11 protein-coding genes are annotated in these 15803 nt (G+C 44.2%); 4 read left to right on the top strand and 7 right to left on the bottom strand.

The genetic code is table 11. The annotated features are described in order from the left end of the window. Positions 1–246: 246 nt before the first annotated feature. Positions 247–1452, top strand: a complete 1206-nt coding sequence (gene emrD, locus AACQ17_RS02205) for a multidrug efflux MFS transporter EmrD (RefSeq protein ID WP_013868437.1) — start codon at positions 247–249, stop codon at positions 1450–1452. A 112-nt stretch (positions 1453–1564) separates the two neighbouring features. On the opposite strand, the gene AACQ17_RS02200 is transcribed toward emrD, so the two are convergent. After that, a complete protein-coding gene (locus AACQ17_RS02200) occupies positions 1565–2533 on the bottom strand; it encodes an ABC transporter substrate-binding protein (protein ID WP_094146898.1) in 969 nt (322 codons plus the stop codon). Between the two features lie 112 nt (positions 2534–2645). Between AACQ17_RS02200 and AACQ17_RS02195 the strand changes: the two genes are divergently transcribed. Beyond that, positions 2646–4616 (top strand): sensor histidine kinase, encoded by a 1971-nt coding sequence (locus AACQ17_RS02195; protein ID WP_206211603.1) that lies wholly within the window; start codon positions 2646–2648, stop codon positions 4614–4616. A gap of 22 nt (positions 4617–4638) precedes the next feature. On the opposite strand, the gene AACQ17_RS02190 is transcribed toward AACQ17_RS02195, so the two are convergent. From AACQ17_RS02190 to AACQ17_RS02180, 3 genes are all read right to left on the bottom strand, one after another. Further along, complete coding sequence (locus tag AACQ17_RS02190; protein ID WP_017045093.1) at positions 4639–5412, bottom strand: transporter substrate-binding domain-containing protein; 774 nt, start codon at positions 5410–5412, stop codon at positions 4639–4641. A 50-nt stretch (positions 5413–5462) separates the two neighbouring features. After that, positions 5463–7010: a DUF3369 domain-containing protein gene (locus tag AACQ17_RS02185; RefSeq protein WP_088733172.1), complete on the bottom strand. Its 1548-nt coding sequence runs from the start codon at positions 7008–7010 to the stop codon at positions 5463–5465. Positions 7011–7247: 237 nt separating this feature from the next. Then, a complete protein-coding gene (locus tag AACQ17_RS02180) occupies positions 7248–8090 on the bottom strand; it encodes an AraC family transcriptional regulator (protein ID WP_026028179.1) in 843 nt (280 codons plus the stop codon). A 94-nt stretch (positions 8091–8184) separates the two neighbouring features. Between AACQ17_RS02180 and AACQ17_RS02175 the strand changes: the two genes are divergently transcribed. Beyond that, positions 8185–9579 carry an MATE family efflux transporter gene (locus AACQ17_RS02175; protein ID WP_094147055.1) on the top strand — a complete coding sequence of 465 codons (1395 nt, stop codon included), beginning with the start codon at positions 8185–8187 and terminating at the stop codon, positions 9577–9579. Between the two features lie 76 nt (positions 9580–9655). Here the strand turns inward: AACQ17_RS02175 and AACQ17_RS02170 are convergent, their stop codons facing one another. The 3 genes from AACQ17_RS02170 to phhA all read right to left on the bottom strand — a co-directional run bounded on the left by AACQ17_RS02170 (position 9656) and on the right by phhA (position 13411). Then, positions 9656–11980 (bottom strand): methyl-accepting chemotaxis protein, encoded by a 2325-nt coding sequence (locus tag AACQ17_RS02170; RefSeq protein WP_094147054.1) that lies wholly within the window; start codon positions 11978–11980, stop codon positions 9656–9658. A 314-nt stretch (positions 11981–12294) separates the two neighbouring features. Then, the gene (locus AACQ17_RS02165) at positions 12295–12627 is read right to left on the bottom strand and encodes a 4a-hydroxytetrahydrobiopterin dehydratase (protein WP_017048189.1); all 333 of its coding nucleotides are present in this window, start codon (positions 12625–12627) and stop codon (positions 12295–12297) included. Beyond that, positions 12620–13411 carry a phenylalanine 4-monooxygenase gene (gene phhA, locus AACQ17_RS02160; protein WP_017048188.1) on the bottom strand — a complete coding sequence of 264 codons (792 nt, stop codon included), beginning with the start codon at positions 13409–13411 and terminating at the stop codon, positions 12620–12622. The genes AACQ17_RS02165 and phhA overlap by 8 nt, the downstream gene beginning before the upstream one ends. A 270-nt stretch (positions 13412–13681) precedes the next feature. Between phhA and AACQ17_RS02155 the strand changes: the two genes are divergently transcribed. Then, entirely contained in the window at positions 13682–15655 is a 1974-nt protein-coding gene (locus AACQ17_RS02155; RefSeq protein ID WP_170935182.1) for an acetoacetate--CoA ligase, read from the top strand. Positions 15656–15803 lie beyond the last annotated feature (148 nt).

Here is a 15803-nt window from a genome sequence, read left to right as displayed (position 1 = left end):
GAGCCATACTCAACACAGGCATTGGAACCGTCTTTCATTTCTCTTTAACCACCCGAATAATGATTAGTTTTTCTAATTCAAATCATAGATTTTTATCTTGCTCAACTTCACATTTTTAGATTGATAAAAGCGCCTAGCCTCACTAATATCTCGCGCCGAAAGAGCGATACTTTTAACGCTGGCCATTAGTTTCATTATTCATATTAATTATATTTCGTAGTTGCACTATTGTGCAGGAGATAGACCATGTCCGCATCGTTTCCGTTAGTGAAACTCACATTTTTAATTGCGATTTTGACCGCTGTCGGCCAAATGACACAAACGATGTACGTCCCGTCCATTGGCCATATGGCGGGAGAATTTTTAGTTTCTCCTGCATCACTGCAGGCGGTCATGGCATGTTATTTAATCCCTTATGGACTATCACAATTTGTCTATGGTCCATTGTCAGACCGTCTAGGACGCAAACCGATTATTATCGCTGGGTTGCTGATTTATATTGCAGGATCACTACTCGCATTATTTGCTCACCAATACGATTGGTTTTTGGTCGGTAGTTTTATTCAAGGGCTTGGCATTGGGTGTGGTGGCGCAATGTCTCGAACCCTTACTCGAGACTGTTTCTCAGGAGCAGAATTGCATAAGGCCAATAGCCTTATCAGCATGTGCGTTATTTTTTCGCCACTCATTGCTCCTGTTCTTGGTGGCTACTTAACAGAAAGTTTTGGCTGGCGCTCTAGTTACTTATTTTTATCCCTATTCGCGATTGCCGTGGTGATCACTATGATGACGAGTATGGTAGAAACATTGCCTAAAGCGGCTCGCAGACACGAATCGGTTGCAAACAGCTATCGCTATGTGCTGAGTGACAAACGTTTCCAAGGGTATTTAATTTGTCTCGTGGCGACGTTCTCTGGCGTCGCGGTGTTTGAAGCCGCTGCAGGTGTATTACTTGGTGGCGTTTTGCAACTGCCTGCCACCACCGTCAGCTTATTGTTTGTCTTACCGATCCCTGGTTATTTAGTTGGTGCGGCGCTATCGAGTGTTATTGCGTTGAACTTCAACGAAAAAAGCGCCTTGTATGTGGGCTTGGTAGCGATAGCATTAGGTTCATTGGTGGTGTTTGTTCCTGGAGTGTTGGGGCAAACCAGCGCATTGACCCTAATTGGTGGTGCCACTGTCTATTTTCTCGGTGCAGGCATTCTCTTTCCCGCAGCGACCACTGGAGCGTTAACACCACTGCCTTACCATGCAGGAACAGGAGGTGCTGTGTTAGGCGGTATGCAAAACCTTGGGGCTGGTTTAGCCACCCTTTTAGCGTCGGCTATTCCAGCTCATGACCAGATGCCGCTTGGCGCATTGATGCTGTTGATGTCTGTGTTTGCTGTGGTTGGTTTGATTCGAGTTTACAGTAAACATGATCCATCAAATGAAATGCCATTGGCTGTTTAATAAACTGTAATGAAGAAAAAGCAGACAGGTACCCGCCTCTCTGCTTTTTTATTTGCTTTTTTTATTTTAGACGTAATGCTGAATTCGACAATTCAATACAGTCTCATCAAAGTCAGTCAATCTTCATCCATCCTTCCGGTACGCTTAACCCCCAGCGTGACATTTCGCCCTGATGATAAATAGCACGCCCTTTCTGGCCGATTTGGATAGGAATGCGGCTTGCGTCTTCATTATTATTTAAAATGCGTAACACTGTCTTGCCCGCCATTTCGCCTTGGTCACGACCGGCTAACACTACACCCCCAGCCGCTTTGCCCGCACCGATCGAAAAATCCCAAAAACCAAATAAAGGAACCTCTGTATGTTGGTTTGTCCACGTTAATACAGTATCCGCTGGCACATTATTTTCGCTCTCATCGACCAAGGTTTGGTAAAGCCCCACGACTATGGCGCCAAATCCTTGCTCTTTAGCTGTGCTTATTCTTGTCTGCCATTCTTTCTCTGTCGCCACTGAAGCTATCTCTGTCGCAATGCCTAAATTCTTTTCAATCATACTCGCTTGGGTTTGCATAAATTCCAACGCAATACTCGCCGTACTACCCGAATCAAATAACACCAATACTTTACGCTTATCTTTATCGAGCATCCGGCCAATTTCTCCCATGGTTTTCACATAGAGGGGGCGCTCTAAAATACCGGTCACTTTGGCTTGCCCTTGGTATTGAGCCATGAATTTTCGTGGGTTTGAATTAATCCCCAGAAACACGATTGAGATTGGCTCGTTGTAGAGTTTCGGCAGCATATAAACCAACGCATTGTCGTCACCTAAAACCACCACCTGTGGTTTCAGGTTCTGATATTGGCTAAAGGCTTGTGCGGCGATTTGTGAATAACGGCTCGCTGGTACACGTTTGGTGTCCATCTCAAAGGTATGCAGTTCATGCGCAGGCGTTAACGACTGCTTAAGGGCGGATACATAGCTAGCGTCCCATTCATAACCTTGCTCGTAGCTCTCTATTAAAAGTACTTTTCCCGCCATCACGGGCGCACTTATCACACACAATATCCATATCCAACGCATGAACTCCCTCCAATGTTTTGACTATTTTTTATAGTGTAGTCAATAAGATGTTATCCACACTTCTCATGTGACATCTATACTCAAATTATCACTCAAAAAAATGAGAAGCAGGATGAACAAAAGCCGAACATTTAATGAAAGCATTGATAACCCACTATCGAGTCGTATTGGTCGCAGGATCATTTTTTTCCTTGTCATTTTAAGTGGTGCTGTCACCCTGATGACAACGTTAGCACAAACATATTTCGACTATGACAGAGAGTTCGATGATGTGGCTCAGCGTCATCACGAAATAGAATTTGTTCATGCCGAACTGCTTGCCGCTTCTTTATGGAATTATGATCTCGTGACGCTTCAACAGCGCTTAGATGGCTTAGTGAACTTACCTAAAATTGATTATTTGGAAATCACGTCTGGCGGTTATCAATTCAGTGCCGGAGAAAAAGTGATGGAGCAATTAGTCGCACACCGTTATCCCATGCTTTATATCAACCCAAAAACGGAAGCCAAAGAGCAGATTGGTGAGATCTACGTTGAGTCTAATGCTCAAGAAATCTACAACTACTTAATCAAGCAGTTTCTACTGATATTGGTCGTGAACGCGATTAAGACTGCCTTTATTTGTTACGCTATTTTGATGATTTTTCATGAGAGCGTAAATCGACGTGTCTTCGCTATTGCTCAATACTTACGCAAATACAACCCTCGCCATCCCCCAAAACCACTAAAACTTCCTCATAAGAAATGGATTATGGGGCATAACGATGAACTCACTTGGCTGGCCGATGAGACCAATAAAATTACCGGAAATGTAACTACGTTGTACAGTAATATAAAACTTGAACAAGAACGATTAGCCGATTTTACGGACGTCTCATCCGACTGGTTATGGGAGACGGATAGTACTGACAGGTTGATTTACACTTCCGAACCCATGCGTCAAGCTTTAGAGATCAGTGAAAATAGCAAGCCACTACTTTCAGAGATTGACTCACTGCGAGATATGAAAAAATTACTCCAATCCATTACTAAACACTGCTCGTTTTCAATGTGTGAAGAGACAATTATCATCAATGATTGTAAGCACTATTTGATGTTTCAAGCAGTAGCACGATATGAGAAGGATATGTTTCTCGGGTTACGGGGCACAGCCATTAATATTACCGAGCTAAAACTGGCGCAGCTTGAACTACAAAAACTCAACCAAAACTTAGAGCGTCAAGTCGCCAAGCGAACCTGCGATCTGGAAAACAGTATTGAGCAACTAAAAGCCACGCAAACACAGTTGATTGAATCTGAGAAATTAGCGGCTTTAGGTGGTTTAGTTGCAGGGGTGGCGCATGAAGTCAACACGCCATTAGGTATCGCGGTGACCGCAAGTTCGGTAATCATTGAGGTAACACAAGAGCTAAATAGCGCCTTCGCCAACCAAACGCTCACAAGTCAGCAGTTTTCTGAATTGATGCAGAGAATGAATGAAACCAATACGATGCTTGAAAGCAACTTAAATCGTGCTGCCAAACTGATCCGAGACTTTAAACAAACAGCGGTCGATCAGGTATCTGAGAGTCGTAGTCAATTCTCAATCCACCAAGTATTAAGCGCGCTTATCGCCAGTCTTCATCCCGAGACTAGGAAAATCCCTGTTATACCCGTACTAGAGGGCGATGAAGGACTAACCATGAACAGCTTACCTGGAGTATTGACTCAAATAGTCTCTAATCTAGTGATGAATAGCGTCAACCACGCTTTTAGTGATGAGCAAAACCCCATCATAACCATTGCGTTCAAACAGGAAGGAGAAAATATCCTCTTAGAATATAAAGATAATGGCTGTGGCGTCGAACCAAAACTGCACCATAAAATCTTTGAACCCTTTTTTACCAGCAAAAGAGGCCGTGGCGGATCAGGGCTTGGCTTGAATCTTGTCTTTAATCTAGCGACTCAAAAATTACAAGGAAAACTAGATTTTAGTTCTAATGTTGGCCAAGGTGTTCATTACGTTTTTACTCTCCCTAAGGCCCTTGAACTTGTTAATGATGATGCTGCAATAAATGATGCAGTAATAATAAACAGAAAGTAATAATAGATAGAAAGTAAGAGGGTCAAGGTTGCCAATCATCGTAAGGACGGTGAATAGCATCATAGAGTATTTTCAACTCTCCACTTTCCTCTAGTTGAGAGAGTATTCGCGTTAAGTATTGATCAACCTCATCGCCTTTAGAGCCGTGAGCAATGACAAATACATCCTTGAAATCGGCAAAGTGTTGGCGTGAAACATTCTCTAAACCTAAACTTTTCAGCGCAATATCCGCTTCTTCTTGTGCCCAGACAAATCCATCAATACGTCCAGCGGCTACTTTAAGTAGTGAAGCATTGATGCTATTTGAGCGCGCAACTTCAAAAGGTATATAGCTAGGAACGGCCTCAACGTAGTATTTATCAGGCTGGCTCCAAAGCTGTTCTGACGTGATTCGATTGGCTTTATTTGTATAAAGAACATGTGCCACTAAACCGAACGACTTCGTACTAAAACGAAATGGTAACTTTCCTTCAGGATCATCAACATAAATCGCGGGTAAGGCAAAGTCAGCTTGCTTATTAACGACCCCATGTACAGCTCGATGCAAAGGGAAAACTTCAATATGGATCTCTGTATCAGGGTCGACCTTATCCATGTACCTCACTAATTCGACAAATGGCCCCGAACCATCCGCATTAATCAGTCCAGGGAGTTCACCAAGGTGTGCGACCATTTGTTTAGGTTCATTAAGTTTGGGATTTGAAGGATCAATTTGTGCTTGTACAAAAGGAATCTGAACGATGGCTAAGCTAGACGTACACAAGCCAACAATCGTCTTTAATTGGTTGCTTTTCACTCTATCCTACTCCCTGAAAACGGATTTATTTTTCGGTTCCAAAAAAGATTCTAGTCTGGAAACTGTTCACGAATAGTGATGAAATCATCCCAATGCGCCAGCATCAGATCGACCAACATCGGATCAAAATGTTTTCCTTTTTGCGCGACAATTTCTTGTTTGATTGTCTCTTCCGGCCAAGCATCTTTATAACTGCGTTTAGAACCAAGAGCATCAAACACATCAGCTAATGCTGTGATTCTGCCACTGATAGGAATGCCTTCACCGGCTAATTGGTTTGGGTAACCGCTTCCATCCCATTTTTCATGGTGAGAACCGGCAATCTCTTTCGCTTTGATAATTAAACTGCGTTTTGAACGACTTAAGATATCAACACCGTATTCCACGTGTTTTTGCATGATCGCCCATTCTTGAGCGTCCAATTTCCCTGGTTTATGAAGAATACTGTCAGGGATCGCCACTTTACCTACATCGTGCAGGGGTGACGCATTTTTAATCATATAAATATCCTGCTCAGGTAGGGTCATTAATGTGGCTAATTTTTCACAGATCAGAGAAACCCGCTGTACGTGAGCTCCTGTTTCTTTGCTTCTGGCTTCGACGGCATTGGCTAAGTTATAAACAAGCTCCCTCGATGTTTCGCGTAAATCAAGCTGTAAATTTAAGTTTTCAAAAGTTAACCCTATGTTATACATATAGATTTCAAGCAAACGTTCGTCATTTTCAGATAAGCGCTCAAGTAAATTGATATAGAGTAGATTCTCTACGCCACGGCTGTCTGTCATATAAAGTACAGAGGCATCATCGTAGCTATGAGACATTTTGCTTTGCAGTGCAAGCTGGCAGCGCTTAGCCACTTCCGAAGGTAAGCGCGAGAAATCACAGTCAGAATAAAAATCGACAAATCCTCCAATAGCCGCCAACGTTAAAGCACACGAACCTTCGCCTTCAGATTTAGGCTGAACGATACAATAAAATGCCGATGCATGGAGTTTAAGTAAAGAAGTGAGCTGGCTCAGTACCGATTCAGCATAGGTTTGTAAGGTTGTGGTATTTTGTACCTTCGCTGAGGCTTCAATCACGCGTTTAAGCCCCTCTTTTTGCTCTTCTATCAAACAAAGATCCCGATAAGATCGCAACATCGAATAGAGCAGGGTTCTGAGTTTTTGTGTGGTAAGTTCTGTTTTCTCTTTATAGTCATCAATTTCATACTCTTGGATGACCGTATCTTCGGGGGCTTGCCCTGCTTGCCCGGTACGTAATACCAAACGAATGATTCTATTCTTACACTCTTCACGGATATGCCTAACTAAATCTAACCCCGCGTGTTCCGTCTCCATAACTACATCAACGAGCGCTAAAGCTATATCGGGCTGAGTATTCAGCACTTCTCTGGCTTCAAGACCAGACATAGCAGACAGTAGCTCTAGTGGCCGTCCTTGAAATGAAAACCCTCTTAGCGCTAAACGAGTGATCTGGTGCATCTGCTCATCATCATCGACTAGCAGTACTCGCCATGGTTTATTTTCAACACTAAGTTCATGACTCTCCTGGCTCTTTAGTTGAGCCTCTTGTCGAAAATCCGCAAACAGATCCATCGCTTATCTCTCTATATTGACAATATTCCTACTCTTATAGGTTTAGCACATAACCGTTTTGTTGGTGGTTAGAATCTAATTAATGTGATGAATAAATTGATTTTTACAAGCCATATACTCAATGATATTGATATTTCAATCACCTTCATAAGCCGTGCTCGAGGTGCAATAATTTCATCGCGTTTAGTAGATAAAAAAGTTTATGAATGAAGAGTGCCATTTACCAATGCCGTGGAATTAATCATTTCGTTTTTTACGAAATTCTCGTGGTGTGCAATGGCTCCATACCTTAAAACGAGTACTAAAGTTTGCTGGGTTAGGATAGCCGACAATGTCACCGACATGTTGGATTGACCAGTCGGTAGAAACAAGCAAACGAGCGGCGTACTCCATACGCATTCGCGTTAAGTGGGCTTTAGGACTGTGGCCAAAGTGCTGCTGACATAAACGATGTAAATGAGCTTGCGAGCAAGGAAATAATGCGGCGAGATTTTCTATTGTCCAATCTTTATGCAGCTGGCTCTGGACACGCTGAAAGACGCGATTTAAACGCAACAAAGTACGCGAGAGCGGCAGTTCAATCGGTGCTCGGAGCATGATTTCTATCTGTTCAACAATGCGTTGCCCGACCTGCTCACCAAGCTCAGCAGGCAATGTTAAGGTTCGCAGTAGCGCTTGAATACTCGCATACATGACCGCAGCGATAGGCGTTAATGTGTAATGTATTTCTTCTTTTACTGTGTTTTTCCAATGACGCTGTGGTGCAAGAAAGATCCACACCACTTGCCACTCTTCTTCTTCAATTCCAAAACCATTTTCGACACCCGCAGGTACCACAATTAATGAGCTCGGTTCCAGTAAGTAACGGTCGCTCCCACTCGCAAGCCAACCTTTTCCCTTCACCGTGTATAACAGCATATGCATGCTCTGATTTTTCCGATAAACAGAAAACATTTCGCGGCAGGTTGCAATTCCGCATTGCACAATGCCGCTTTGCTCCAATGCTAAGACGCGACTTTGGTCAATAAATTCTTGATGTGTTTTATCTGAGATGGAATACCGTTCTTGCTTGTCTGACATATGAGAGTTTGGCAAAAGTTATAGAGGTATTGAGAGAATACAAAAATTACGATTCGATTTACACTTGCCGCATATCAAAATGAGGTAATGCAGCATGTTTATGACTCCCTTTCATCAGCTAGACCGTCAATTTTGGCGCAAATTGATCGATATTGGCGTACCGGTATCCCTCCAGTCAATGCTGTTTTCACTGTTAGGTGTAGTGGATATTTTTATGGTCAGCCAATTAGGTGAATCCGCTACGGCGGCCGTTGGTGTTGGCAACCGAATATTTTTCTTTAATCTCATCGTTATTGTTGGCGCTAGCGGTGCAGTAAGCGTGTTAGCTTCGCAATATTTTGGTGCAGGTAACATCGAGGGCATAAAACGGACATTGGCTCAATCTTGGATAGTGGCTCTGCTGTTTACACTCCCCTTTATGCTGCTCTATTTGTGGATACCTCAGTCTGTTGTTTCTTTAGTGGCCAATGATGCTCAATACGTCACACTAGCCACGGATTATTTATGGATCACAGCACTTAGCTTATTTTGTACCGCATTAGTAGTGCCACTAGAGAGCGCACTACGTTCTGTCGGCGTGGCAAAGTTGCCAACTCAAGTAAGTATTCTGGCCATCATTATTAACGCTGTCTTAAACGCTTTACTCATCTTTGGCCTGTTCGGCTTTCCAGAATTGGGGGTTGTGGGTGCAGCGATTGGCACAAGCATCTCACGCGGCTGTCAAACCATGCTTCTTTTTTGGCAAGTAAAGCGACATTACGCTCATCTATTGCCCAATCGCGAAAACTGGCAGCAAGCAAAAATGAAACACCATAGACAGCGCTATTTTAAAGTCGCAAGGCCAATGATTATTCACGATTCAGCATGGGCGGCTGGCATTTTGATTTACAACGTTATTGTCGGCCAGTTGGGCGTTTCTGAACTTGCGATTATCTCACTGCTTTCCCCCATTGAAAGTGTACTCATTTCCGCCTTTCTTGGATTTGCCGTGGCCGCCTCTATCTTGCTTGGACATGAAATTGGTGCACAGCGTTACGAACGTGCCGCGCAGACTTCTTGGTGGTATGTACTTACTAGCTGCGGGCTGGCGTTGCTGCTGGCATTGTTCTGCTTTTTGGCTGAACCTTGGATTTACGCTTTGATCGAAAAAAGTCCACTGCATGATACACAAATGGCCGTGAATGTTTGCTTAGTAATGGCGTTTGGGATGGTACTACGGGTATTTAATATGGTCGGTATCGGTGGCGTGTTAAAAAGTGGCGGCGATATTAACTACAGTATTTTCATTGACTTATTTGGCCAATGGGCGATTGGCATTCCGTTGGCTTATTACACAGGGTTGGTTCTTGGCTGGCCTTTGCATTGGGTTATGATGGCTATTATGCTTGAAGAGGCCGTCAAAATTATCCTTACAACACAACGGATCTATTCCAAACGTTGGATCAATAACTTGGTCAACGAGACAGAGCCTTCAACGCTCCAAGCATAGTTAAACCGAGTATAACTCTATGCTTGGAGCGAATGTAACCAACACAGTTGCTGATTAAGTAGGAAATGTCTTAGTGTTACGCCTTATATTTGAACTGAGCAATCTCACTATTTAGTGTCTCTGCTTGCCCAGAAAGGTCGGTAAGCACCCCATCAACATCATTCACCTGCCCAGAAACCGACAGTGAGGCATCAGCAATCGAAGTAATACTGCTGCTGATTTCATCCGTTACTGATTTTTGCTCTTCTGTCGCGGCAGCAATTTGCACATTCATGTCATTCAGTTCGGTTAACATCGACATGATTTGAGCAAGCATATCCGTATTCAAATGGCAGGTTTCAACCCCTTTCACCACGGTTTTATTGGCCTTTTCAATTCCCTGCGACACACTGTTTATTTCATGTTGTAGCGAATCGATTTTTTTACGGATCTCTTCAGTAGAAGTCTGCGTGCGCCCTGCTAATGATCGCACTTCATCGGCAACGACCGCAAAACCACGACCCTGCTCGCCAGCACGTGCTGCTTCAATCGCCGCATTAAGGGCCAGTAAGTTGGTCTGCTCGGCGATACCTTGGATAACATCAAGCACTTCAGCAATAGAATTACTTTCACTATGGAGCCGCTCAATAGCTTCCACCGCCATCCTCATCTCATCGCTCAACAAACTGATTTCATTTCCCAACGCTTCCCCGACGTCGACACTTTGTGACCCTGTATCATTAGCTGATTTCACATAATCGGCAGCTCGGCTAGCAAACTGCGCTACCTCGCCAATTGAAGCACTCATTTGATTTACCGCCGCCGCGACCGATTCTGTTCTCATACTCTGCTCGGCAACAGCGCCTCGCGTACTCTCCATATTGGAAGACATACGATGAGTGCTGCCGTTGAGTGACTCCGTCGCCCGCGCAAACTGCTCAATGGTTTTCTGTAAGCTGCTAAATAGCTGGTTAAAGGCAACCGCAACTTCCGCCATTTCATCTTTACCCTTTTCACTTAAACGCGCGGTTAAATCATTCTCCTGATTAATCCGATGCAGCTCTAACGACGCACTGCGGATAGGTTTGGATATACCACTTCCCACGATGTAAGAAATAAAGAGTGAGAGCACCACAAGAACAGCAATGCTAATCAACACAGTTTGCAGTACTGAACGCTCTAAAGTCGAGACATCTTGCAACGCCTCAGATTGATCGATTTCAGTTAATATAGCCCATTTTTGTCCTAAAACATCCAGAGGTGCGTAAGCCGAAAGTACTTCAACATTACGATAGTCTTTGATGGTTTCTAGGCCTTGTCCACCCGCCAATGCCTGTCGTACCGCGTCGGTCTTGATGCGTTGACGTCCAATGGCCGAACCCTTGGTTTTGATTTGCTCAATGGTGGCAGGCTCAACACCAATATCAGTTAAGGTTTGAAAGTATTGCTCAGGATCTTCTAATAAAAACCGTGATTGACTGCGCAATAAACCATCTTGCCCCACAAGGTAAGTTTCTCCACTTTTACCGAGCCCCGCATCAGCCCAGCTACCGCCAAATGTCATGATGTTGTTGATCACATCGATCGGCATCTGAAAGATCAGCGTACCTACCCGCTGCTGTTCTTTGAAAATTGGGGCCGAAATAAACGAAGCCGCTGCCTCATAGGAAGGATAATAAGGTGCAAAATCTTCGAGGTAGGATTGCCCCTCTTGCAAGTTTTTTGCCTTAGCAAATGCATGGCCTAGCCCCGAATTTTGATATGCGCCAGTTGATAAATTGGTCGCAAAATCCAGTTCTTTAAACACGGTATAAACCACGTTGCCTGACAAATCGACAAGGAAAATATCGTAATAGCCAAACGCTTCTAAAAATCGCCTAAATGAGGCGTGATAACGCCGGTGAGCTTCATCATAGCTGCTGCCCAATGAATCAAAATCCAAGTGATGTTTGGATCCAAGCTCGTTAGGGTTTACGCCGATGTAGCGAGCCTGCAGTGCTTTTCCCTGCTCTGAAAGCTGTGCAAATGCACCAAGTTCATTTGGCTGACTGCCATTGTTTTCCTGACGGTAAGTACGACCAAACTGATCACGATAATACCGTTCTAGCGCATCCGTATCTTGGGGCGTTATACGGTGGGCAGGATAACGAGAGAACGAACGAGTAAAAGAATCCATTGCTTCTTGAGTCGATACCTCGGAAGACAAGGTCTCAATTTGCAGACGGATCTGTTTGAAATAGTTAGTTATTTCACTCTTTTTGATTTCGCGTACGGAGGTAAGTTGATTTGCGGCTCGGTCATAAAGTGCTTGGCTTGAGAGCTCTGATGCTCGCCACCCAACAAAACCACCGCTGATTACCACGCTAACTGAACACAAGATAGTACATGCCGCAATGATTTTCGTTGATATTTTCATAGTCAAACCCTACGCATAGAAATGAACAACTTTTTGTAAAGCCATCGTCGCCCCCAGCCACTGGGTTTATATGAAATTTGTATTATGAGCTTTTCAAAGTGTAGGTCACGGTTTGGCTTTTGCGTAAAAAAACGACCGGATACATCCAAACAGCTTGAAGTTGCAGGTAGGCGGTAAGTGAGCTCATCCCCATGAGCACAAGTAAACTCTAGGCTTGGGGTGAGCAAACGTAGCCAGCACTGCTGCAGCTTCAAGTGCACAACGAAGGGAAAATAACCATCAGGTCGAGATCTAAACCTAACACATTGATAGTATTAATTTTAATCGATTAATCCATCACATTTTGCGGCGCAGATAAAATCGTTTTTGTGCAATCCTTTGATGGAATGGCTCCACCAAGTCACGGTCACTTTGCCCCACTCTAATAACAAACTGGGGTGGTGGAATTCCGCTTCAGCTAATTGAGCAACTTGGTTAGAAAATGCCCACGCCAACTTGAAGTTTTTGAGCACATACACTTTTTCCAACTGGGGGATGCCATCACGTACAACAATAGACCACCCCTCAAGTTCAGTGAGTAGTTGCTGCTGCTCGGGGATCGATAATGCTAGCGCATCAAGGCTACAAGCTTCACAACGTAATTCTTCAAGCATGGGTCTCTTCCTTGGGTTGAAATAAGGGGGCCAACAAGCCTGCCTGCATGGCACTTTCTACCTGCTGTACAAGATTTTCTTGGCTCAAACGGTACAGATCTCGTAGATCATCCAACACATAGTAAATGGGTTGCATTATATCAATACGATATGGCGTTCTCAGCACTTGTTGGATGTCAAATTTTTCACGTATGGCCGTTTGATTATCAAGGCTATACACGGTTTCAGCGGGGGAGGATAAAATACCTCCGCCATAGATTTTTACACCGTCACTTTCTTGCACTAAACCAAATTCGACCGTAAACCAATAGAGCCGCGCCAAATAAGCTCTCTGTTTTGGGCTCGCGTTAGCCCCAAGCTTGCCGTAAACCTGAGTAAATGATGCAAAATCAGGATGAGTAAGCATCGCGCAATGACCAAAAATCTCATGAAAAAAATCCGGTTCTTGCAAATAGTCAAACTCTTCACGGCTACGCAAAAACGTGGCAACTGGAAATTTTTTCTCTGCCAACAAGGCGAAAAATCGATCGAAATTAATTAAAGCGGGCACCGGCTCGACTTGCCATCCGGTTTCACGTTGCAAAATACGGTTGATATCGGGCAACTGAGGAACCTGATCTTTAGAGAGTTGCAGCATCGCTAACCCATCCAAATAGGCTTGGCATGCTCGCTGCTCAACGACGGTCTCTTGACGTGCGATCAGATCATACCAAATCCGATCCTCTTCGTTACTCCAGTCAATGAAACCTTTGCTATTTAATGGCTTAGAATGATACTGCATCATACCACAACCTTTTAACAAACCGATTACATTAAGCCTATCGCCTCGTGAAAAGTCTGCCAATCTTAGGCTCGACATCTGACGACGCTCGCGCGTAACAAATATTTTACATTTATGGTTTTTTTACTTAGATATCATGGATATGATTATGGCCAACCCGTTTGACTTTACGGCGTTCGCCGACAACACTAAACAGTGCCAACAGATCAGAAAATAAACGGATATATACCCACTTGTAGGGTTGTAGGGAACGCGATTATGTTTGAAGAAAATTTGACGCCGCACACACCGCTTTGGGTCCCTAGCCAAGACCGCATCAAAGCGTCCAATTTAAACCAGTTTATTGAGCACATTAATATGCAAGGTGAGGCGATAGAAAGCTACTCACAACTGCATCTCTGGTCCGTTGCCGAGAGAAAACAATTTTGGTTAGAAGTGTGGCAATTTTGCGATGTGATCGGCTTTCGTGGTAACTGCATTTACGGTGAGGGGATTGCGAGATGGGACGACTTCACCGCTGCCAGAGACACAATTTGGTTTCCCCAAGCACAATTGAACTACGCGGAAAATCTGCTCTCTTATGCGTTTCAACAACCGGAAGGCATTGCCGTTTGGTTTAAAAATGAAAATGGGCAAAGCAAGAAGCTAACATGGCAGCAACTCAGTGATCAGGTTTCTATTATCCAGCAGTGGTTAAAACAAAATGGAGTTGAAAAAGGTGATGTTGTCGCCGGTTACTTACCCTATATGACCGAAACTTTAGTGGCTATGTTAGCGACTACTAGCTTAGGAGCCGTTTGGACATCAACCTCTCCTGATTTCGGTGTCGACAGCGTAGTGGAGCGTTTCGGCCAAGTACAACCCAAAATTTTATTCTGCTGCAATGGGTATACGTTTAATGGCAAAACCCATCTCATGGAAGAAAAAAACGGTCAGATTGCCGATGCTATTTCGAGCCTACACAACATTTGTCAGATCGAATATTTACAGCAACGCTCACTCACGGCTGATTTTAACGACGCTTTTTCTGATTGGAATGCAATTCTCGCAAGTTACCTTCCACGTGGGCTACGCTATGAACGCGTTAGCTTCAATGACCCACTGTTTATCTTGTACTCATCAGGTACGACAGGTAAACCCAAATGCATCGCCCATTCGGTTGGCGGTACGATTTTAAATCATCTCAAAGAGCATCAATTACACTGTGATATTCAACCGGGCGATCGTGTGTTTTATTACACCACTTGTGGGTGGATGATGTGGAACTGGCATGTTTCGGCGCTCGCTAGCGGTGCTACGTTGGTTATTTATGATGGTAGCCCAATGTATCCGCAACCGGGTGTATTGTGGGATTTGGCAGAAGAAGCCAACATCACTTTGTTCGGTACATCGGCCAAATATTTAGAGGCACTGCAAAAAACCGCGTATTCACCGAGCGATTACTACCCTCTCTCCTCACTGAAAACATTATGTTCAACAGGTTCGGTTTTGTACCCAAAACAGTTTGATTATGTATACGCCAACATAAAAGCGGACTTACACCTCGCCTCTATCTCGGGTGGAACCGATATTTGTGGCTGCTTCGTGCTTGGCAACCCCATATGGCCGGTGTATCGAGGAGAATGCCAAGGCGCAGGCTTAGGACTTGATGTCGCCGTATTTAACGACCTTGGTCAACCCGTGATACAACAACGGGGAGAGTTAGTCTGCTGCAACAGTTTCCCTAATCAACCCATCGGGTTTTGGCATGATGATGGCCAACGTTATCACGATGCGTATTGGAGCAAGTTCTCTGGTGTATGGCACCACGGTGATGAAGTTGAGTGGACCGACAATGGTGGAATACGTTTTTATGGGCGCAGTGACACCACCTTAAACCCTGGAGGCGTGCGTATCGGCACGGCGGAAATTTATCAGCAAGTGAATAGCTTGCCTGAAATACAAGATTCGGTCGCAGTGGGTCAGAAAATCGATAATGATGAGCAGATCATCCTTTTTGTACAACTGGCTCCACAGTGCGAACTCAACACCCTACTGGTGAACACCATCAAACAGCGCCTAAGAGAAAACTGCTCCCCTCGTCATGTTCCTGCGCAAATCCATTCCATCAGTGATGTGCCTCGCACCAAATCAGGAAAACTAGTAGAACTCGCGGTGAAGCAACTACTTCATGGCGAGACAGTCAAAAACTTAGGTGCCATTGCCAATCCTCATGTATTAGAAGAAATCCACGCGCTGTTTACATAAACATTATTCTTGAAATAAAGGCGATGGAAGTTGATGTAGGCACAGCGGTAAATATTTCGGCAGCTTGTCAAATAACCCGCATCTTTTCGTGTAATTTATCAGTATGTCAGTGATATGCTTTTGAAAAAGTTTGGAGGAACCGCCTTTA

The sequence above is a fragment of the Vibrio sp. V10_P2A27P122 genome, from assembly GCF_963874335.1.
GTDB lineage: Bacteria > Pseudomonadota > Gammaproteobacteria > Enterobacterales > Vibrionaceae > Vibrio > Vibrio anguillarum.
The sequence above is the reverse complement of the archived record's forward strand: the minus strand, read 5'-3'. Positions and strand labels throughout refer to the sequence as shown.